At 67.4% G+C, this 18,172-nt stretch carries 19 protein-coding genes and 1 tRNA gene; 12 read left to right on the plus strand and 8 right to left on the minus strand.

Annotated features, from left to right (window positions below; all coding sequences use genetic code 11):
* Positions 1-7 precede the first annotated feature (7 nt).
* From ACLQ3I_RS16125 to ACLQ3I_RS16135, 3 genes are read left to right on the plus strand one after another with little or no spacing between them, the layout of a single operon-like run.
* Complete coding sequence (locus ACLQ3I_RS16125) at positions 8-1,129, plus strand: ROK family protein (RefSeq protein WP_425803185.1); 1,122 nt, start codon at positions 8-10, stop codon at positions 1,127-1,129.
* Positions 1,130-1,185: 56 nt separating this feature from the next.
* Positions 1,186-1,998 (plus strand): transglutaminase-like domain-containing protein, encoded by an 813-nt coding sequence (locus ACLQ3I_RS16130; protein WP_425803187.1) that lies wholly within the window; start codon positions 1,186-1,188, stop codon positions 1,996-1,998.
* Positions 1,999-2,002: 4 nt separating this feature from the next.
* Positions 2,003-3,118: a zinc-binding metallopeptidase family protein gene (locus ACLQ3I_RS16135; protein WP_425789990.1), complete on the plus strand. Its 1,116-nt coding sequence runs from the start codon at positions 2,003-2,005 to the stop codon at positions 3,116-3,118.
* Positions 3,119-3,328: 210 nt separating this feature from the next.
* Here ACLQ3I_RS16135 and otsB read toward each other — a convergent pair whose 3' ends face one another.
* From otsB to ACLQ3I_RS16155, 4 genes are all read right to left on the minus strand, one after another.
* Positions 3,329-4,120, minus strand: coding sequence for a trehalose-phosphatase (gene otsB, locus ACLQ3I_RS16140; RefSeq protein ID WP_425803189.1), 792 nt, complete (start codon positions 4,118-4,120; stop codon positions 3,329-3,331).
* Complete coding sequence (locus ACLQ3I_RS16145) at positions 4,117-5,652, minus strand: alpha,alpha-trehalose-phosphate synthase (UDP-forming) (protein ID WP_425789986.1); 1,536 nt, start codon at positions 5,650-5,652, stop codon at positions 4,117-4,119. Before ACLQ3I_RS16145 ends, otsB begins: the two co-directional genes overlap by 4 nt.
* Before the next feature lie 4 nt (positions 5,653-5,656).
* Entirely contained in the window at positions 5,657-5,818 is a 162-nt protein-coding gene (locus tag ACLQ3I_RS16150) for a hypothetical protein (protein ID WP_425789985.1), read from the minus strand.
* A gap of 80 nt (positions 5,819-5,898) precedes the next feature.
* Positions 5,899-7,395: a threonine/serine ThrE exporter family protein gene (locus tag ACLQ3I_RS16155; RefSeq protein WP_425789983.1), complete on the minus strand. Its 1,497-nt coding sequence runs from the start codon at positions 7,393-7,395 to the stop codon at positions 5,899-5,901.
* A gap of 4 nt (positions 7,396-7,399) precedes the next feature.
* Here ACLQ3I_RS16155 and ACLQ3I_RS16160 point away from each other — a divergent pair.
* Positions 7,400-7,474: transfer RNA gene (locus tag ACLQ3I_RS16160), tRNA-Thr, on the plus strand.
* Between the two features lie 95 nt (positions 7,475-7,569).
* On the opposite strand, the gene ACLQ3I_RS16165 is transcribed toward ACLQ3I_RS16160, so the two are convergent.
* Positions 7,570-7,827 carry a hypothetical protein gene (locus ACLQ3I_RS16165; protein ID WP_425803192.1) on the minus strand — a complete coding sequence of 86 codons (258 nt, stop codon included), beginning with the start codon at positions 7,825-7,827 and terminating at the stop codon, positions 7,570-7,572.
* A gap of 101 nt (positions 7,828-7,928) precedes the next feature.
* Here ACLQ3I_RS16165 and ACLQ3I_RS16170 point away from each other — a divergent pair, with 101 nt between their 5' ends.
* The gene (locus ACLQ3I_RS16170; protein ID WP_425803195.1) at positions 7,929-9,485 is read left to right on the plus strand and encodes a carboxylesterase/lipase family protein; all 1,557 of its coding nucleotides are present in this window, start codon (positions 7,929-7,931) and stop codon (positions 9,483-9,485) included.
* Positions 9,486-9,497: 12 nt separating this feature from the next.
* Here the strand turns inward: ACLQ3I_RS16170 and ACLQ3I_RS16175 are convergent, their stop codons facing one another.
* Positions 9,498-10,244, minus strand: a complete 747-nt coding sequence (locus ACLQ3I_RS16175; RefSeq protein ID WP_425803198.1) for an SDR family NAD(P)-dependent oxidoreductase — start codon at positions 10,242-10,244, stop codon at positions 9,498-9,500.
* A gap of 224 nt (positions 10,245-10,468) precedes the next feature.
* Here ACLQ3I_RS16175 and ACLQ3I_RS16180 point away from each other — a divergent pair, with 224 nt between their 5' ends.
* From ACLQ3I_RS16180 to ACLQ3I_RS16205, 6 genes are all read left to right on the plus strand, one after another.
* Positions 10,469-10,744, plus strand: coding sequence for a hypothetical protein (locus tag ACLQ3I_RS16180; protein ID WP_425789975.1), 276 nt, complete (start codon positions 10,469-10,471; stop codon positions 10,742-10,744).
* A gap of 102 nt (positions 10,745-10,846) precedes the next feature.
* A complete protein-coding gene (locus tag ACLQ3I_RS16185; RefSeq protein ID WP_425803201.1) occupies positions 10,847-11,245 on the plus strand; it encodes a RidA family protein in 399 nt (132 codons plus the stop codon).
* Positions 11,245-12,438, plus strand: coding sequence for a winged helix DNA-binding domain-containing protein (locus tag ACLQ3I_RS16190; protein WP_425803204.1), 1,194 nt, complete (start codon positions 11,245-11,247; stop codon positions 12,436-12,438). Before ACLQ3I_RS16185 ends, ACLQ3I_RS16190 begins: the two co-directional genes overlap by 1 nt.
* A 178-nt stretch (positions 12,439-12,616) precedes the next feature.
* Complete coding sequence (locus tag ACLQ3I_RS16195; protein WP_425789970.1) at positions 12,617-13,342, plus strand: response regulator transcription factor; 726 nt, start codon at positions 12,617-12,619, stop codon at positions 13,340-13,342.
* Positions 13,339-14,829: a sensor histidine kinase gene (locus ACLQ3I_RS16200; RefSeq protein ID WP_425789968.1), complete on the plus strand. Its 1,491-nt coding sequence runs from the start codon at positions 13,339-13,341 to the stop codon at positions 14,827-14,829. Before ACLQ3I_RS16195 ends, ACLQ3I_RS16200 begins: the two co-directional genes overlap by 4 nt.
* A gap of 97 nt (positions 14,830-14,926) precedes the next feature.
* Positions 14,927-15,604 carry a DUF899 domain-containing protein gene (locus tag ACLQ3I_RS16205; RefSeq protein ID WP_425789966.1) on the plus strand — a complete coding sequence of 226 codons (678 nt, stop codon included), beginning with the start codon at positions 14,927-14,929 and terminating at the stop codon, positions 15,602-15,604.
* Positions 15,605-15,685: 81 nt separating this feature from the next.
* On the opposite strand, the gene ACLQ3I_RS16210 is transcribed toward ACLQ3I_RS16205, so the two are convergent.
* On the minus strand, positions 15,686-16,525 hold the full coding sequence (locus ACLQ3I_RS16210) for a hypothetical protein (RefSeq protein WP_425789964.1): 840 nt from the start codon (positions 16,523-16,525) through the stop codon (positions 15,686-15,688).
* A gap of 21 nt (positions 16,526-16,546) precedes the next feature.
* Complete coding sequence (locus tag ACLQ3I_RS16215; RefSeq protein WP_425790507.1) at positions 16,547-17,578, minus strand: DNA adenine methylase; 1,032 nt, start codon at positions 17,576-17,578, stop codon at positions 16,547-16,549.
* A 132-nt stretch (positions 17,579-17,710) separates the two neighbouring features.
* Here ACLQ3I_RS16215 and ACLQ3I_RS16220 point away from each other — a divergent pair, with 132 nt between their 5' ends.
* Positions 17,711-18,139, plus strand: coding sequence for an HIT family protein (locus tag ACLQ3I_RS16220; protein ID WP_425789962.1), 429 nt, complete (start codon positions 17,711-17,713; stop codon positions 18,137-18,139).
* Positions 18,140-18,172 lie beyond the last annotated feature (33 nt).

The raw sequence follows: 18,172 nt of genomic DNA on the forward strand, positions 1-18,172 counted from the left end.
TCAGTGCATGTTGCCCACCGGAGTCGTACCCGCGGCGCTGCAGGTGGGCTCGATCCCCGCGGCCGCGGTGCTGCAGGCGGTCCGGGTCAACGCGCCGGTCACGCGTGATCATCTGTCGGCGGCCACGTCACTCTCACCGGCGACGATCAACCGGCAGGTCACGATTCTCTCGCGTCTGGGACTCGTCGTCGAACGGCCCGATCTGGTCGACCCCGGCGGTATCGGCCGGCCGAAGAATCCGCTGACCCTGGATCGGGACAAGCTGTGTGTCGCCGGAATGCACATCGGGGCGCGCCGGACGTTGCTGGCGATCGCCGACCTCGGTGGCCGCACGCTTTACAGTCACGCCGTGCGCACCCCGCGCGACGAGTCCGCGGTCGGCGACCTCTGCCGGCAGTTGCGTGAGCTCGCCGCGCGCTTCGGTGGCCGACGGTTGCTGTGGGCGGGTGTCGCATCCGGCGGTCTGGTGGATGCCGCGACTGGGGTCATCGACCACCCGGTGCTCGGCTGGCGCCGGGTGCCGATCGGGACGATGCTGTCCGAAGAACTCGGGGTCCCGGTCTCGGTGTGCGAACACGTGCAGGCGATGGCGGCCGCCGAACTCCTGTTGACCTACCCGCGAGAGTTCGACGGCACGGCGCTGTTCTTCTACGCGCGGGAGACTGTCGGCATGGCGATGACGATCGAGGGCAAGGTCCACATGCCGTTGCGGGGGGCCGGGACCATCGGGCACCTGCCGGTGCACGCATCGGTCCTCGCGTCCCCCGGCGCAGCCACGTTGCAACAGGTGATCGGCAGCACGCCGGCGCGCCGGGCGGCGGAACGGCTGGGGATCGCCGACGATGCCGCGCCCATCGCCGACGATCGTGCGGAGGTTCTCGGCGTCGCCGTGGCGATGTTGCGCGACGTCATCAATCCGGACGCGATCGTGGTGTCCGGCGACGCGTTCGCCGCACATCCCGACGGCCTGGCACCGGTGCAGGCCGCCTTCGACAAGGCATCGACCACTCGCCGGCCGATCGAGATCGCACCGTCCCGCTTCGGGATTCGCGTGCAGGAGAGTGCGGCGGTGGTGGTGGCGCTCAGCGTCATCTATGCCGATCCGGTCGGGGCGACCGCCACCGACTGAGCGAGTCGGACAATGCCCGCGGTACCGGCGGGCCGCCGATGACTTACCGTGGTGCCATGACCACATCCCCACGTGACGTCGCGGCGTCCCTCGAGGTATATGTCTCCGCCGCCACCGAGCTGGAGATGCAGATAGCGGTCGCCCGGCTCCCCGGACTGTCGATGACCGAATCGTTGACGGTCACGATCGACGGAAATCCGGTCCAGCCCGAAGAGATCGTCGGGGAGCACGGCAGCCGCATCCACCGCCTGCAGATCGAATCCGGCCTGGTGGCCATCGAGTACTCGGCGTCGGTCACGACTCCGGCCGACCCGATCCCGGTCGGCGTGACGGACCGTTCGATCTATCTGCGGCCCAGTCGGTATGCGGAGTGCGACAAGTTCTTCGGATTCGCCGCCGGACAGTTCGACGCGAGCCTGCCACCCGATGAGCTCCTCAACCAGGTGACCCAGTTCGTCCAGAATCGGTTGAACTACATACCCGGTGCGAGCGACCCGATCGACGGCGCCGCGGACACACTGCTCGCCGGTGCGGGCGTCTGCCGCGACTATGCGCACCTCGTCGTCGCGCTGCTCCGGGCGCTCAACATCCCGGCGCGTCTGGTCGCCGTCTACGCGCCGGGTTGTGACCCGATGGACTTCCACGCGGTGGCCGAGGCCATCATCGACGACGAATGGGTCGTCGTGGATGCCACCCGTCTCGCGCCCCGGCAGAGCCTGGTGCGGATCTCCACCGGCCGTGACGCCGCCGACACCGCCTTTCTCGACAATCACCGCGGGACGATCAACCTCAACTACTACAAGGTCACCGCGACGGTGCGGGGGGATCTGCCGGTGGACACCGGAGAGCAGCGTATCCGCATAGGCTGACGCCATGCATGCACTCACGTGCCCGATCTGCAACGCGCTCTCGGGTTTCGTCAACCAAGAATGCCCGGGATGCGGTACCACGGTGGGGCTCCACCTGCCCTCGCGTTCCCTGGTGGTGGCTTCCGAAGACGGTGTCGAGATCGACGGCAAGCGGTGGGTCCGTTGTTCGAACTGGTCCGGCACCGGCTGCAACTGGATGACCCTGGCCGAGGTCGACGAGACCTCGATCGGACTGCGGGGCCGCTGCTTTCCCGGTTCACTGGTGCGTCGCCACCCCGAGACCGACGACACGATCGCGCTCGAGAAGCTGAACCCGACCGCTCGGGACATGCGGATGCTGATCTATCAACTCGTCGACCTCGGGCTGCCGGTGGAACCGTTCTGGCGCTCCGACGGCGGCCTGGCCTTCGACCTGCTGTCGAGTCTGACCACGGGACGCCAGGTGATGATCGGCCACGCCAACGGGGTGATCACCATCGACCTCGCGGAGTCGATGGATGCCTACCGCGAACGGCTGCGGGTGGACCTCGGTGAGCAGTATCGGACCATGCTCGGTCACTTCCGGCACGAGGTCGGGCACTACTACGAGCACATCCTGGTCGAAACCGGTGACGGTGCAACCGAATACCTCGACAAGGCGCGTGAGATCTTCGGTGACGAACGAACCAGTTACGCCGACGCGATCACCCGCCACTACACGTCCGGCCCACCGCGCAACTGGCAGGATTCGTTCATCTCCGAGTACGCCACAATGCATCCGTGGGAAGACTTCGCCGAGTGCTTCGCCCATTACCTGCACATCACCGGAACCATCGACACCGCACGGGAATCCGGGCTCATGCTGGAGAGTGATCAGGTCCGCTTCACCATGGACCACGACATCGTCCCGCTTGCCTCGTACGCCGACGAACCCATCGAGCGCCTGCTCTACGACTGGAAGTGGTTGTCCACGATGTTCAATCGGGTCAACGCCGCGATGGGCCGTCGGCCGCTCTACCCGTTCGACATCCCGCAGCCGGTGGTCCGCAAACTCGGCTTTGTGCACCGGGTGATCCGGGAGACCGCCGAGCGGCAACATGCGCATGACCCGCTCGTCGACGCCCCGGTGGCATCCTTCTGACCGGCGTCTCGCCGATCGGGCGCAGAATCCCGTCGATCGGGCGCACTCCTGCGTCGATCGGGCGCGGCTCAGGGCTGACTGTGCGCAGAATCTCGCCGACTGTGCGCTGACATATTCTCCAGTGCACACTCGCCGCGAATCTGCGCCCGATCGGCGCTGGACTGTGCCCGATCGGCGCTGGTCTGCGCCCGGTGGGCGTTCCGCGGATCGTCAGGCCTTGTCGGTCAACCATTCCCGGCGACGGCCGGTGATGAACTCGAGCACGGTCGCCACGTCGTCGGTGTCCTCGATCCGATGGGAGGCCGCGGTCTCGCCGGCGCCGACCTTGATGCTCACATCGCCGTCGGCGGTGCGCAGATGTGCGAATGCCTTCTCGTCGGTGACGTCGTCTCCGAGGTAGATCACCACATCGGCGTCGAAGCGATCGCGCAGAACGTCGAGGGCGTGGCCCTTGCTGGTCTCGATGACGGCGAGTTCGACGACGGCCTTGCCCTCGGTGACCTCGACGCCGGGCCACGTGGCAGGGGCCGAGAGGGTGCGCCGCAGCGCGGTCTCGGCGTCGGCAGGGGTCGCGTTGCGTACGTGGATGACCGCGCTCGCAGGCTTGGTCTCCACCATCGCTCCGGGGTAATCGCCCGCGATGGAACGTAATTCGTCGATGATGCGGGCGAGGAGAGCGCGACGCTCGTCGGTGATCTCCGACGCGAATCCGGACTCGAACTCGCTGCCGTGGCTACCCACCAGGATCACCGGCGCCGTGAGCCCCGACAACTCCGCGAGCACCGACAGCGCACGCCCGGAGATGACGGCCGCCGCGGTGTCCGGCAGACTGCCCGCCGCCTCGATCGCCGCGACGGACGCCGGATCGGGGACGGCGTCCTCGGGCCGGGAGACCAGCGGTGAGACGCACCCGTCGTAGTCGGATGCCACCAGCAGACGACGCGACTGCGCGGCACTCAGCAACGCCTCACGTAGGTCGGCCGGGATTCCGGTCGCGCTCATTCGTCCCGGCCGGACGATTCGGCACCGCCGTCGACGAGGTGGACGCCGCGGTTGGCGTCGGCGGCCGTCTCCGACAATGAGGACAGGGTGCCCAGGAAGCTCTCCGCCCACTTCGTCACGTTGTGGGTGAGGACCTGACGACGAAGTGCGCGCATCCGCCGTCTGCCCTCGTTCTGGGTCTGCTCGACAGCGGCGACGATCGCGTCCTTGACGCCGTCGAGATCGTACGGGTTCGCTTGATATGCGCTCCGCAATTCGGATGCGGCGCCGGTGAATTCGCTGAGCACCAGCGCGCCTCCGAGATCACTGCGGCAGGCCACGTACTCCTTGGCGACCAGGTTCATACCGTCGCGGAGCGGGGTCACCAACATGACGTCGGCGGCGACGAAGAAGGCGATCAGTTCGTCGCGGGGGACCGGGCGGTGCAGGTACTGGACCACCGGACGGCCGACGTTGCCGTACACGCCGTTGATGTTTCCGACGAGCTGCTCGATGCCTGCGCGCATCCGGACGTAGCTGTCGACGCGTTCTCGGCTCGGCGTGGCCAGCTGCACCATGACGGTCTGCTCGGGATCGATCCGCTTCTCCGCCAGGAGTTCCGACAGGGCCTTGAGCCGCACATCGATGCCCTTGGTGTAGTCGAGCCGGTCGACGCCGAGCATGATCGTCTTCGGATTACCGAGTTCCTCGCGGATCTCCACCGCCCGCTTACGGATCTGCTTGGAGCGGGAATTGGCGTCGAGCTCGCCCGAGTCGATGGAGATGGGGAAGGCGCCCACCCGCACCGTGCGGAATCCGACCTGGACCACGCCGAAGCGGGATCGCACGCCCACCGAGCCCTTGCTGGTGGCCTGTCCGGCCAGCCGGCGGGCGAGGAAGAGGAAGTTCTGTGCGCCGCCGGGCAGATGGAACCCGATGAGATCCGCGCCGAGCAGGCCTTCCACGATCTCCGTCCGCCACGGGAGTTGCATGAACAGTTCGACCGGCGGAAACGGGATGTGGAGGAAGAATCCGATCTTGAGATCGGGCCGCAGCATCCGCAGCATCTTGGGGACCAGCTGCAGCTGGTAGTCCTGGATCCACACGATCGCGCCCTCGGCGGCCGCGGCGGCGGTCTTCTCGGCGAACCGGCGATTCACCTCGACATAGGTGTTCCACCATTCGCGGTGGTACTCGGGCTTGACGATCACGTCGTGATAGAGCGGCCACAGGGTCGCGTTGGAGAATCCCTCGTAATACTCGGCGATCTCGTGTGTCGACAACGGGACCGCATGGATCTCGACGCCCTCGATGTCCGGGTTGTCGTCGGAGTCGGCGATGCCGGACCAGCCCACCCACGCCCCGGTCTGCGCACGCAGGATCGGCTCCAGCGCGGTGACCAGGCCGCCGGGGCTGCGTTTCCAGTTGGCGGTGCCGTCGGGCAGCACTTCTTTGTCGACCGGGAGACGGTTCGCGACGACGACGAACTCTGCGTCTCCCTTGGGTTGTTCGGCGGTGGTCCCGCCGTTCGAAACGCGCCCGGACTCCGCCATCCCGCTAGGCGTTCTCGCCCGGCGCGATCCCCAACATGGACAGGAGCATCCGGCATTCGTCGGCGTCGGTCGCGTAGGCGGCGACGACGCGGCGCGCCGAGGTGGCGGTCTCGTCGGCCACCGGCTCCAACTCGTCGTCGGGGATGTCGGTTGTCTTCGCAGGCATGTGTTCCTCTTGCTTCGCAATCGTGTGTCCAGCGGTGGCTGGCGGCGCCGCGCCTGGTGTGGTGGGCGCGACACCCGATTCTACCTGCTCGGTCGTGGTCGCTGGGCGATGACCTGGCGACGTCGGTCACCCACCGGGAAGCGTCCGTGCACCCGGTTGCGTCGGAGCATCGCCATCCAGGCCGGCCGGACCGCCAGTTGGGGTCGGCGCAGCGAACGTGCGATGAACTCGCCGAGGGTGACGCCCGCGGCCAGAGCACAACCGATCGCGAGTGCACTGGTGATCCATGTGAATCCGTCGACGGTCTGTTCGTTGAGGATGCCGTACAGACCGCGATAGACCGCCAGACCCGGCAGCAGCGGCGTGATACCCGCCACCGCGACGACCAGCGGCGGGGTGAGGGCCCGGCGGGCCATCAGGCCACCGAGGAAGCCGACGAGTGCGGCCGCGATGCCGTTCGCGACGACGTCGCCGATCGAGGTGAACGTCGCCACCGCGACCACGGCCGCGCCGATGGCGCCACCCACGAACGCCACGGGCAGAGCTCGCTTCTCGGCGTAGCTGGCCAGCGCGTACGCCAGTGCGGCGACGGCCCCGGCGAAGATGCGGGACGGGAGCTCGACGGCGGGGAACGTGGTGCCCGGGGTGATCGTCGGGAGGTAGATGCCCACATGCTCGAACAACTGGATCGCGATACCAACGCCTGCGATCAGTCCCCCGGTCATGAGGAGGAGTTCGAAGAATCGGGCGACACCGGTGATCGGCGCGCCGGTGATCGCGTCCTGCACGGAACCGACGAGCGACAGACCGGAGAGCAGCACCACGATGCCGGCCGCGATGACGAACGACGGACTCAAGTCGAAATTGAAGCGCTCGGAGAGACCGAAGGTGATCGCAGCCGGCACCACCGCGATCACACCTCCGGTGAACTGCTGGAAGAACACCGGGGTACCGATCCGGTTGAGCCGGCGATTCACGAGGATCACCGCGACGGTGCTGACGAAGGCGAGGAGGGCGCCCAGCATTCCGCCACCCAGCAACACGGAGATGCCGCCGGCCATCACGCCCCACGCCGAGGTGGCGACCCAGTGCGGATAGGGGTGCGGCGCGGTGATGATCTCGTCGACCATCCGGTGCGCCGTCGACGGCGTGAGGGCCATGTCGCGGATGCGTCGCACGAGCCGGTCGATCTCGGCGAGTCGGGTGAAGTCCATCGAGCGGTAGTAGACCTGCTCCATCGTCGTGATGGGCGGCAGGGTGGCTCCGCGCCGCGCACTCACCACGATGGTGTTGTAGGTGACGTCCACGTCGACGTCCTCGAGGCCGTAGACGCCTGCGACGAATTCGATCTGGTGCTGCGTGTCCGTCGCGGCGGTGCCCGAATCCAGCAGTACCGCCCCGATCTTCGTCGCCAGATCGAGAACCTCGGTGATGGCGGCGACGTCGAAGCGGTCGATCGGCTTGCGCGGCGACACCATGATGCTGCCGGGCTCGATGGTGTCGATGGTGGCCTGACGGTCACCGACGAGGTGGATGGGGTTCAGGTACCCCAACGCGCGGCCGATATACTCGCGCACGCAGGCCTCCTTAGCTCAGTGGTAGAGCACTCGCCTTGTAAGCGAGCGGTCGTCAGTTCAATCCTGACAGGGGGCTCCATCGGATTTCCCGGCGCCGAGCCCGAAGGAAAACGCTTCCCGCGAGCGGTCTCGTTCCCGGTTGTGACGAGACTCATGTATCGCGGATCGCAGATATCAGATCACGCACCGAAACCCCATGTGCGAGGGCGCGGAATCGTCGGATTGGGCCGACCTCGCGGTCGGCCGATACGGCCGCCGGTCGCCCAGGTCCACCGGGACCGTTGTCGGGGTGAAGGCCGGTGATCCGGGTACCGGTTCGGCCGGATCGGCTCCCGGGAAGTCGGCGGGATCGATGGGCTTCTCGGGGTGGTCGTGGTCCGAGCCCATCCGGAACGTACCGCCGGGCAGCGGGACCACATCGGTGAGCGGCACACCCCGACAATAGGACGTGTCTCGGACGTCCGGCGGTCTCGTGGGCGAAGTTCCGTGCGGTCCCGGGAGCAGCGTGCCCCGAATGGGGACACCATGGACGGATGCCGACAGCGGAAAGACCAGTCGTCCCCACCGGCCACGGGCCTGTCCGCGGGACCGCGGGCCCTGCGGTCGATGTCTGGAAGGGCATCCGGTACGCAGCACCGCCGCTCGGTGATCTCCGATGGCGTCGTGCGCGTCCGCCGGAGCCCCACGACGGCGTCGTCGATGCGGATGCGTTCGGCGCCGTCTGTCCGCAGGAACGGAATCCGGCGATCCTGCTCCGCAAGGACGTCCGGATGGACGAGGACTGTCTGTTCCTCGACGTCTGGTCGCCGAGCGGCGCAGCAGCCGACGCGGCCCGGTTCCCGGTGATGGTCTGGCTGCACGGCGGTGCGTATGTGTTCGGGAGTGGCAGTCAAGCGCTCTACGACGCAACCGACCTCGTATCGGGAGGTGACGTTGTGGTGGTCACCCTCAACTACCGGATCGGTGCGCTCGGCTTCGCCGATCTGACCTCGCTCAACCATCCCGACGCCGACCCGCGCTTCGAGTCGAACGCCGCGCTCAGCGACGTCCTGCTCGCGATGAGCTGGGTCCGCGACAACATCGCAGGCTTCGGCGGTGATCCCGACAACGTCACCGTGTTCGGGGAGTCGGCCGGCGCCGGTCTGGTCACCACGCTGCTGACGATGCCAGCCGCCGACGGCCTGTTCCACAAGGCGATCGCGGAGAGCTCGCCGGCCACCTCGATGTACGACCACGAGCGTTCGGCCGGCATCGCACAGCGATTCCTCGACGCGATCGGTATCGGATCGGATGACGCCACCGAGTTGGACACCGTCGGCGTCGACCGCATCACGTCGGCCACCATGGCGGCTTTCACGGCCGTTCCCCTCGACAACCCCGGCACCATCGCGTTCGCGCCGGTCATCGACAGCGATCTGGTACCTCGTCACCCGATGGACGTGTTCCGGGCGGGTGAGTCCTTGTCGGTTCCCCTGCTGATCGGCACCAACAAGGACGAGGCGTCCGCGTTCAAGTGGATGAAATCGCCGTTGATGCCGATCACGCCCGCCGACATCGAGCGCATGTTCGCGGCGATGATGACCGAGTACCCGGAGATCGCGTTGCCGGAACGTGCACAGATCACCTCGGCCTACTCCGGGATGCGTCCCAAGGTCGCCGGCCTCGGGGTCGCGCGCGACATCGCCTTCCGGATGCCGACCCTCTGGCTCGCCGAGTCGCACAGCCGCCACGCGCCGGTCTTCCTGTATCGATTCGACTGGGCGACGCGGATGCTCCGGGCACTCCGGGTGGGGGCGACGCACGCAACCGAACTGCCCTATGTGTGGGGCAACCTGGTGTTGGGTCCGGCCGACATCACGTTCAAACTCGGCGGCCGCAAGACCGGGGAGGAGATCTCGGCGCGCATGCAGAGCCGATGGACGTCGTTCGCCCATCACGGCGATCCGGGTACCGGTGCGGCGCCGGCCTGGCCCGCGTTCGACGAACACACCAGGTCGACACTCGTCATCGACGAGACCGACCGCGTCGTCGACGACCTCGACGCCGAGATCCGCCGCGCCTGGGGCGACGAGGTGCTCAGCTTTCGCTAGGGCGGTCGGCGGTCAGACTGCCGTTCGCCCGCCGTCGACGGGTACCACGGCGCCATGGATGAGAGCCGCCGCCGGACCGGCCAGGTAGCAGATGGTCTCGGCGATGTCGTCGGGTGCGGCCACCCGACGGGCCGGTGCGGTGCGCGCGAGTTTCTCGAGTCCGGCCTCGCCCCAGACCTCGACGGTTCCCTCGGTGAGGGTGGGACCGGGTGCCACCGCGTTGACCCGTACACCTCGGGGGCCGAATTCGGCCGCCCACGACTTGGTCAACAGGTTGAGGGCGGCCTTGCTGGACCCGTAGACCGCGCTGCCGGCGCTGCCGAACGACGCGACCATGGTGCTCACGTTGACGATGACGCCGTCGCCGCGTTCGGCCATCGCCGGTGCGAGGGCGCCGACGAGGTAGAACGGGGCCTTGACGTTGGTGGCGAAGCACGCGTCGAACACGTCCTCGGTGATGGACGTCGTCGGTCCCAGTGGTCCGACGGCGGCATTGTTGATCAGGATGTCCACCCGGCCCGCGGTCGCGATCGCCTGCTCGGCGAGGGCCTGACAACCAGCCGCATCCGAGAGGTCGGCAGCCGCGAAGTCGGCCGTTCCGCCATCGTCGCGGATCGCGTCGACCACCGACCGGCCCCGCCGGACGCCTCGACCGGTCACCACGACCCGGGCCCCGCGCGCCGCGAGCAGCATCGCCGTCGCCCGCCCGATGCCGCTCGTCGCTCCGGTGACCAGCGCCACCTGACCCTGAAATGTCATGTGTCTCACCGTATAGCGGGACGCGGGCGCTGGGAACTGACCATGCGCATCGCAGCTGTCGAATCGGAGATGTGCGTTCGTGACGACGATTAGGTGCGTCGTGGCGACGGATGTTGTGAATTGACCATGTCGACGCGTGCCGACCGTCGCCGACCGCATACATTGGAGCACTGCAGACATTCATCACGACTTCCGCGTGGTGCGGGGGAAAGGCGGTCGACGACATGGACCGGAATATCAACAAGGGGTCACGGCGGCGTTCGGCTCGGGTCACACGGCGGGTGATCGGCGCGAGCATCGCCGGAGCGGCGATGGCGGGTGCGCTCGCGTTTGCCGCGGCACCCGCGAACGCGGCACCGCTGCCGAAGGTCGAGCCGACGGTCGAGAATGCCGCGCCGACCCTCGACAACATCAAGCTGGGGATCGACCGCGCGGTCGCCACCAATCCGAAGCTGGCCCCGGCAGGCGAACTGGCGCTGTCCTTCTTCCCCAAGTACTGACCACCGGCCTCCAGACGGTCGACGACTTCGAGCCCTGCCGGACAGATCCGGCGGGGCTCGACGTCTCTCGGGGCCGTCGGATCGCCGACGTAGGATCGGCCCATGTCGCGAGTTCGCCTGAACGGTTCGTCCGCTCTGCACGACGGGGGTTTCGCCTACAGCGCGACCGTCGCGCCCGGTCCGCTGCTGTTCACCGCCGGGATCAGTCCACTCACCACCGACGGTGCCGTGGACGCCCCGGGTGACGTCGTCGGTCAGACACGGAAGTGCCTGCAGAACCTGGCGGTGGTCCTCACCGAGCAGGGCGCATCGATGTCGGACGTCGCCAAGCTGACCATCTACGTCGCGGAGCAGTTGCAGGCTGATCTCATGGTCGCCTGGGACGCGGTCGTCGAGCAGTTCGGCGACGCGGTCCCACCGGCGATGATGTTGGGCGCCACCGTCCTGCCCTACGACGGACAGGTGGTCGAGATCGAGGCGATCGCCGCACTGCCAGCCTGATGGGCGCTCGTCCCGCGATCAGTGACGTGCAACGGCGCGCCCGGCTGGTCCACCGGCATCGTCTCGCCGCCGGAGACCACGCCTCATCGGTGGCCGAACTCGCGGACTCCCTTGTCGGCTATCACGCGACCACTCCCTCGACCGTCTATCTCTCGGCCTGGGCCCGTATCGCGGGATTCCGGCCGGACCAGATGGACGCCGCCCTGTATCGGGACCGCAGCCTGATCAAGCAGCTCGCGATGCGCCGCACCCTGTTCGTGTTCACCCGACCGGTCCTCGCCGACGCCGTCGGGGCGGTGGGTCCGCGAGTCACGGCCTCGGAGCGCACCAACATGCTGCGCGATCTCCGGCGCAGTCCCGGCTTCGACGATCCGGACCGATGGATCGACACCGCACGCGCCGCCGTTCGCGACGATCTCGCCGACGGCTCGCTGCGCACCTCCACGCAGCTCCGCGAACGTCTGCCGGCCCTCGACGGTTACGTGGTCCACGGCGTCGGCACCAAGTGGGAGGCGCGAGCCCCGATGGGACCGAGGGTGCTCAACATGATGAGCGCGGCCGGCGACATCGTGCGCGGGCCCAATTCCGCCGGCTGGCATCTTTCGAGGCCGTCGTGGTCGTCGATGAGCACGTGGCTCGGTGAGCCGTTGCCGGGCGTGACGGTCGAGGACGGGCACCGCGCGATGATCGAACGCTGGCTGCGTTCGTTCGGGCCGGGCACCGAGACCGACCTCGTCTGGTGGCTGGGCTCGACGAAGCGCGCGGTGCGTACGGCCCTTGCCGCGCTCGCCGTCGTCGAGGTCGACCTCGACGACGGGAACGTCGGCTACGTCCTCGTCGACGACGTGCCCGGCGACGGATCCGTCGATGACCCGGCCGAACCGGCAGCTTTTCTTCTGCCCGAACTCGACCCGACGACGATGGGCTGGAAACAGCGCGACTTCTATCTGGGGCCGCATGTCGGGCACGTCTTCGACAGCAACGGCAACGGCGGTCAGACCGCGTGGTGGGACGGCCGGATCGTGGGCGGTTGGCGACAACACAAGGACGACGGCCGGATCGAGATCCACCCGCTCGAGAAATTGCCGCGGGCCGCGACACGCGCCCTGGCGGAACGGGCGGCGCAATTGGAGGCGTGGCTCGGCGAGGTACGCCCCTCACCCGGATATCCCGCCCCGTTCATGCGCGCCTGACCGCCGACAGCAACCCGTTTCTCGCCGACGGCAACCGGTTTTCCGCCGACAGCAACCCGTTTCTCGCCGACAGCAACCGATTTTTCGCCGGCAGCAACCATCACCGCAGGTCGGCACTCACAGAAATCTCACAGCAATGATCCAGACTCATGGCAGCCTGGTGGGAGAAGGTGATTCCATGAGCGAAGCTGTGAAGGGTCAGGGAGCCGGTCAGGGCGCCAAGGTGCTCGTCGTCGACGACGAGGAGAACATTCGCGAACTGCTGTCGGTCTCCCTCAAGTTCCAGGGCTACGAGGTCTCGACCGCAGAGAACGGCCCCGCGGCGATCGACCGCTGCCGCACCTTCAAGCCCGATGTGCTGATCCTCGACGTCATGATGCCCGGCATGGACGGCTTCGGTCTGCTCCGCCGTCTGCGCGCCGACGGTGTCGCCGCCCCGGCGCTGTTCCTCTCGGCGCGCGACTCGATCGAGGACAAGATCAACGGACTGACCATCGGCGGCGACGACTACGTCACCAAGCCGTTCTCCCTCGAAGAGGTGGTCGCGCGTCTGCAGGTGCTGTTGCGACGCAGCGGATTCGACGAGCAGGCCAAAGAGTCGGCGCGGATCACCTTCGCCGACATCGAGCTCGACGACGAGACCCATGAGGTGTGGAAGGCAGGCGAACTAGTGTCGCTCTCGCCGACCGAATTCACGTTGCTCCGGTATTTCATGGTGAACGCGGGCACCGTCCTGTCCAAGCCACGCATTCTCGACCACGTGTGGAACTACGACTTCGGCGGCGAGGTCAATGTGGTCGAATCGTATGTGTCCTACCTGCGGCGCAAGCTCGACACCGGCGACAAGCGGCTCATCCACACCCTGCGGGGTGTGGGCTACGTGATGCGCGAGCCCCGCGGGTGACCAGCCCACCCACCACCGCACCTTCCGACCGACGGCCTGCGCCGCCGGCGCCGGACACAGGTCACACGCCCAAGAGGGGCATACCACTGCGGTTGTCCCTGGTCGGGCTGACTCTCGTGCTGGTCGTGCTGGGGCTGCTCGCTTCGGGCCTCGCGGTGACCTCGGCGATGAAGCAGGATCTGCTCTCCCGCACCGACGACGGGCTCACGAACGCCGTCCAGACCTGGGCGCGCCCACGCGACCCGGCGAGCGCCCCAACGCAGGGGATGCCGCCCGGTCCCCGGCGCCCACCGTCGCAGTACTACTCGATGATCACCATCGGTAGCGGCGACACGATCGTCAACAACGACTTCTCGGACGAGCCGGACATCGACGGTCTCCCGCCGGGGAACACCGGGCCGACCACCGTCGGGTCGGCCGACGGTGACGGCCCCGACTGGCGGGTGGTCAAGGCCTCGACGCCGTTCGGCGAATCCGTCGTCGCGACCCCGCTCGGAGACGTGCACGCCACGTTGTCGCGCCTGATGTGGTTGCAACTCGCGATCGGGGCCATCGTCGTGGTGGCCATCGGGGTGCTGAGCTATCTGCTGGTGCGGTCCAGTCTGCGGCCGCTGCGTCGCGTCGAGGAGACCGCTCACGCGATTGCGGCCGGCAATCTGAACATGCGGGTGCCGCCCGCGCCGCCCAACACCGAGGTCGGGAGTCTGTCCGGTTCGCTGAACGCGATGCTCGGTCAGATCCAGCGGGCCTTCGCGCGGACCGCGGCGTCCGAGCAGCAGGCACGCGCCTCCGAGGAGAAGATGCGGCGGTTCATCGCCGACGCCAGCCATGAGCTGCGTACGCCGCTCACCTCGATCAAGGGTTTCGCCGAGCTGTACAAGCAGGGAGGTGTCCCCGATGCGACCGACGCGATGGGACGCATCGACGCGGAGGCCGGCCGGATGGGCCTGCTCGTCGAAGACCTGCTGATGCTCGCCCGTCTCGATGCACACCGGCCGATCTCTCATCAGCCGGTCGACCTGCTGACCCTGGCCGCCGATGCGGTCCACAGCGCGAAAGCGGCTGCGCCGCAACGAGCGATCCGCATCGAGGTCGGGGACGCGGCGGAACCGCCGGTGGTCTCGGGTGACTCGCCGCGTCTGCTGCAGGTGCTGCGGAATCTGATCAACAATGCGATCGCCCACACGCCTGCCGAGGCGTCGATCACCATCGGCGTCGGGGTCGACCAGACCAACGGCCGTGACGACGTGCTGCTCACCGTCACCGACACGGGGCAGGGGCTCACTCCCGAGGAGGCCTCACACGTCTTCGAGCGCTTCTACCGCGGCGACACGTCTCGTCACCGAGGGGACGGCGGCGGCGGTAGCGGCCTGGGGCTCTCGATCGTGGCGGCGCTGGTCGACGCTCATCAGGGCACGGTCGGGGTGGACTCGACACCAGGGGAGGGCTCGACCTTCTGGGTGCGGCTCCCGCGACTGGCCGGCTGAGCCGGAACGCAGCGGGAACCCGCCGGGAACCCAGCCGAACCGATGATTACCCGGCGCCGGGGCGGTCAGTATGGGGAGAGGACGAAAGGAACTCCCCATGTCTGATGCCCTGCCACCCGTGGTCGATGACCAAACCTGGCGCGATGCGCTGTCCGACCTGCGAGTCCGGGAGAAGGCCGCCACCCGCGAACTCGACGCCATCGCCGCTCAGCGCCGACGACTGCCCATGGTCGAGATGCCGGACTACACGCTGACCGGGCCGGAGGGGCAGACCCGGCTGGTCGACATCTTCGCCGGCCGGTCCCAGCTCATCGTCTACAACCACATGTGGTCGAACGGCGCCGAGTTCCAATGCGGCGGTTGCACGAGCTTCACCGCGCAGTTCACCCGGCTCGACTTCCTCGACAACTACGACGCCCGGTTCGTGATCGTCACCAACGGGCCGATCGACGAGGCGTTGGCGTACAAGGCGAGAGTCGGCAACGCGATGGAGTGGTACTCGTCGGCCGAGAGCGCGTTCGGCACCGACGTCGACGCCGCTCCCGGTGAGGGATTCGGTCTCAATGTCTTTTTGCGCCAGGGTGATACCGTCTACCGCACCTGGCACACGTCGGGCCGCGGAGTGGAACAGCTTTCGCATACGTTCCCGTTGATCGACACCCTGCCGCGAGGTCGTCGCGAGGAATGGCAGGACATGCCCGACGGATGGCCGACCACACCGACATACGCGGGCTGGCTCGATTCACCGGACGTCGCGCGGCTCTACGGGGAGTGACCTGACCTGGCAGCCGCGACGGTTCCCGACATCCGCGACCCCGAAAACCCGTCGCGGATGTCGGGAACCGTCGCGGCTGCGTCAGATCAGGCGTCGCAGAGCCGCGAACTCGCGGACGTCGTCGCGGAAGCGGTCGAGGCTGACCAGCGTGTACATCCCGTCGATCTGACGATCCGCCCACAGTTGATGAATACGGCGGAGATCGGATTGGCGTGACTTCCAGCCGATGCCGTCGATCACCGCGAGCACCAGTTGTTTCGGTAGACGCACCTCGGCCATCTCCTCGATCTCACGGACGGCATCGGTGAGTTTGCTGCCCGTCGAATCGAAACCCTTTGCTGCGACGACGATGTCGGCTGTCTCGGGGTCGCCGATGATCAGATCCGCCGGCGCGGTGCGACCATTGCGCCCGGTGAACCGGGATCGGGTGACGTAGTCGAGGCCGAGATCGTGTGCGATGGCCTCGATCTCGTCTTCGATGTGGCGCCCCGACGCCCCCGCCCGGGTGGCGGTCACCCGACTACCGGCGCGTGCCACCAGGATGTCGGCGAAGGTGTAGGTGCGTTCCAGCTGGGTCCGGAGCATCCGCACCAGATCGAATTCGGTGTCCAGCCAGGTGATCAGATCGACCGGCTGGGAGCGCGCGACGCCGTGCCAGCCGGTGGTGCCGAAGCGGTCGCGCAGCACGTTCTTCAACTTCTCCTGCGAGAGCCCGACTGCCAGGCCGAGCACCGGGACGTCCGCGGGGTGGTCACGTACCCAGGCCGCCAGCCCCGCGACATCGGTGTCGAGCATGTCGCCCAGAGTGCCGGTGGCCTGGATGATGCGTTCCGCCTCCGGTGTCGACGCGGTCGGGTCGACATGAGAGGTCAACCGGCCCAGCGTCTTCAGATATTCGTCGAATGATCCGGCGTCACTCATCGTGCTGAGCACATCTGTCGTTCAGTCCCGCCCGATGAACAGGTACTCGCTCACGTCGCGCCGAGTCGCGGCGACGTGCGTGCCGAAGCTGTACTTGTGATCGATGGCCACCACCTCCACCGACGGTTTGACCTTGCCGAGCAGGTCGACGATCCGATCGGCGCCGGGCAGCGCGTTGGACGAGTACGACAACACGATCGCGCCCGACGCCTCGAAGTGCTCGAAGGTCCGGACCAGCGCGTCCTCGATGGTGTGCTTGTAGGCGAACGGCGTGTAGCGCTTGGTCAGCTTCTTGGTCTTGGTGTGTTCCATGATCGTCATACCGCGCCAGTATGCGCTGAGCCCCTCCAGGAAGTGATAGCGCTTGATGTAGTCGTTGTCGTCGGTGGGCGGCGCGTAGGGCGGGTCGAGGTAGACGAGATCGGGAGCAGTACCCAGGCCGCTGATGTCGAGATCGAAGATGTCGCCGCTGACGCTGCGGTTCGACTGCCCGTTGCTGAACACGGTGGAGTTGTACTCGTCCACCGCGCGCAGCCGGAAGTGGTCGCGCAGCGACATCCGTAGGTCACGGCGTCCATCGGCGTACCGGGACGAATCGGTGAAGGTGAACACCCCGCGCGGCTGCTTGCGTGCGGCCGACAACACGAGTGCGGAGATGGCGAGGTCGCGCCGATATCCGCGCAGCCGGTCGATGTGCGACCACGCCGAGTCCAGGAAGGCGCGGTCCTCGGCGGTGAAGTACAGACCGTCGAAGGTGGTCTGGATGAAGTCCCGGTCGTCGGCGGGCGGCCCGCAGATCTCCTCGACGAGGTCGGGTTCGAGGTGCACGCTCGAGTTGGCGACCGTCGCCCTGGTGATGATGTGCGGGAAGTTCAGGAAATCGTTGCTGATGACCTGGAAACCCTGTCGCTTGAGCAGATACGACACCACGCCGGACCCGGAGAACGCATCGACCGCCGTGGTACCGCCGATCTCGGCGAAGGTCCGTTCGAGGTGGGGGAGGAGCCGGTACTTGGAACCCATGTACCGCAACCGCGGAAATCGCTGGGCCATCGCGACGACGTCCGTCGACACGACGGTCCTGGTGAACTCTGGGCGACTCACACGAAAAGAATGTCATGGACCCCCGACAGCCACCGCGACAACACGTCGGGCGGTGTCATGTCAGCACCTACACTGACTGCCATGGCATCGGTCTTCAGCATGATCATCAACGGAGAACTGCCCGGACGGTTCGTGTGGCAGGACGGTCAGGCCGTCGCATTCCTCACCATCAACCCGGTGACCCCGGGGCACGTGCTCGTCGTGCCCCGCAAGGAGGTCGATCACTGGGAGCAGATGGACACCGCGTCCTACGCGCACCTCGCCGACGTCTCGCAGAAGATCGGTCGCGCGGTCAAGCAGGCGTTCGGGGTGTCGAGGGTCGGCACGATGATCGCCGGGCTCGAGGTCCCGCATGTGCACCTCCACGTCTTCCCGCTCGAGAGCATGGACGCCTTTGACCTCGGCAACGCGGAGAAGGATCCCGACCCGGCCGAACTCGATGCCGTCGCCGAGAAGATCCGCACCGCCCTGCGTGACACCGGCTACGGCGAGTACGTCGCCGACGCCTGACCTCCCCGATTTGTAGCAACAATCCGCGCCCAC

This window comes from Gordonia sp. DT101 (genome assembly GCF_049844895.1).
Lineage (GTDB): Bacteria > Actinomycetota > Actinomycetes > Mycobacteriales > Mycobacteriaceae > Gordonia.

Bases quoted from the DNA above. Each gene is read 5' to 3' on its own strand.
- ACLQ3I_RS16180 (WP_425789975.1), top strand. From the start codon at position 10,469: ATGGACCGGAATATCAACAAGGGGTCACGGCGGCGTTCGGCTCGGGTC.
- ACLQ3I_RS16210 (WP_425789964.1), bottom strand. From the start codon at position 16,525: ATGAGTGACGCCGGATCATTCGACGAATATCTGAAGACGCTGGGCCGG.
- ACLQ3I_RS16130 (WP_425803187.1), top strand. From the start codon at position 1,186: ATGACCACATCCCCACGTGACGTCGCGGCGTCCCTCGAGGTATATGTC.
- ACLQ3I_RS16190 (WP_425803204.1), top strand. From the start codon at position 11,245: ATGGGCGCTCGTCCCGCGATCAGTGACGTGCAACGGCGCGCCCGGCTG.
- ACLQ3I_RS16125 (WP_425803185.1), top strand. From the start codon at position 8: ATGTTGCCCACCGGAGTCGTACCCGCGGCGCTGCAGGTGGGCTCGATC.
- ACLQ3I_RS16215 (WP_425790507.1), bottom strand. From the start codon at position 17,578: ATGGCCCAGCGATTTCCGCGGTTGCGGTACATGGGTTCCAAGTACCGG.
- ACLQ3I_RS16195 (WP_425789970.1), top strand. From the start codon at position 12,617: ATGAGCGAAGCTGTGAAGGGTCAGGGAGCCGGTCAGGGCGCCAAGGTG.
- ACLQ3I_RS16205 (WP_425789966.1), top strand. From the start codon at position 14,927: ATGTCTGATGCCCTGCCACCCGTGGTCGATGACCAAACCTGGCGCGAT.
- ACLQ3I_RS16150 (WP_425789985.1), bottom strand. From the start codon at position 5,818: ATGCCTGCGAAGACAACCGACATCCCCGACGACGAGTTGGAGCCGGTG.
- ACLQ3I_RS16170 (WP_425803195.1), top strand. From the start codon at position 7,929: ATGCCGACAGCGGAAAGACCAGTCGTCCCCACCGGCCACGGGCCTGTC.
- otsB (WP_425803189.1), bottom strand. From the start codon at position 4,120: ATGAGCGCGACCGGAATCCCGGCCGACCTACGTGAGGCGTTGCTGAGT.
- ACLQ3I_RS16135 (WP_425789990.1), top strand. From the start codon at position 2,003: ATGCATGCACTCACGTGCCCGATCTGCAACGCGCTCTCGGGTTTCGTC.
- ACLQ3I_RS16185 (WP_425803201.1), top strand. From the start codon at position 10,847: ATGTCGCGAGTTCGCCTGAACGGTTCGTCCGCTCTGCACGACGGGGGT.
- ACLQ3I_RS16220 (WP_425789962.1), top strand. From the start codon at position 17,711: ATGGCATCGGTCTTCAGCATGATCATCAACGGAGAACTGCCCGGACGG.
- ACLQ3I_RS16175 (WP_425803198.1), bottom strand. From the start codon at position 10,244: ATGACATTTCAGGGTCAGGTGGCGCTGGTCACCGGAGCGACGAGCGGC.
- ACLQ3I_RS16145 (WP_425789986.1), bottom strand. From the start codon at position 5,652: ATGGCGGAGTCCGGGCGCGTTTCGAACGGCGGGACCACCGCCGAACAA.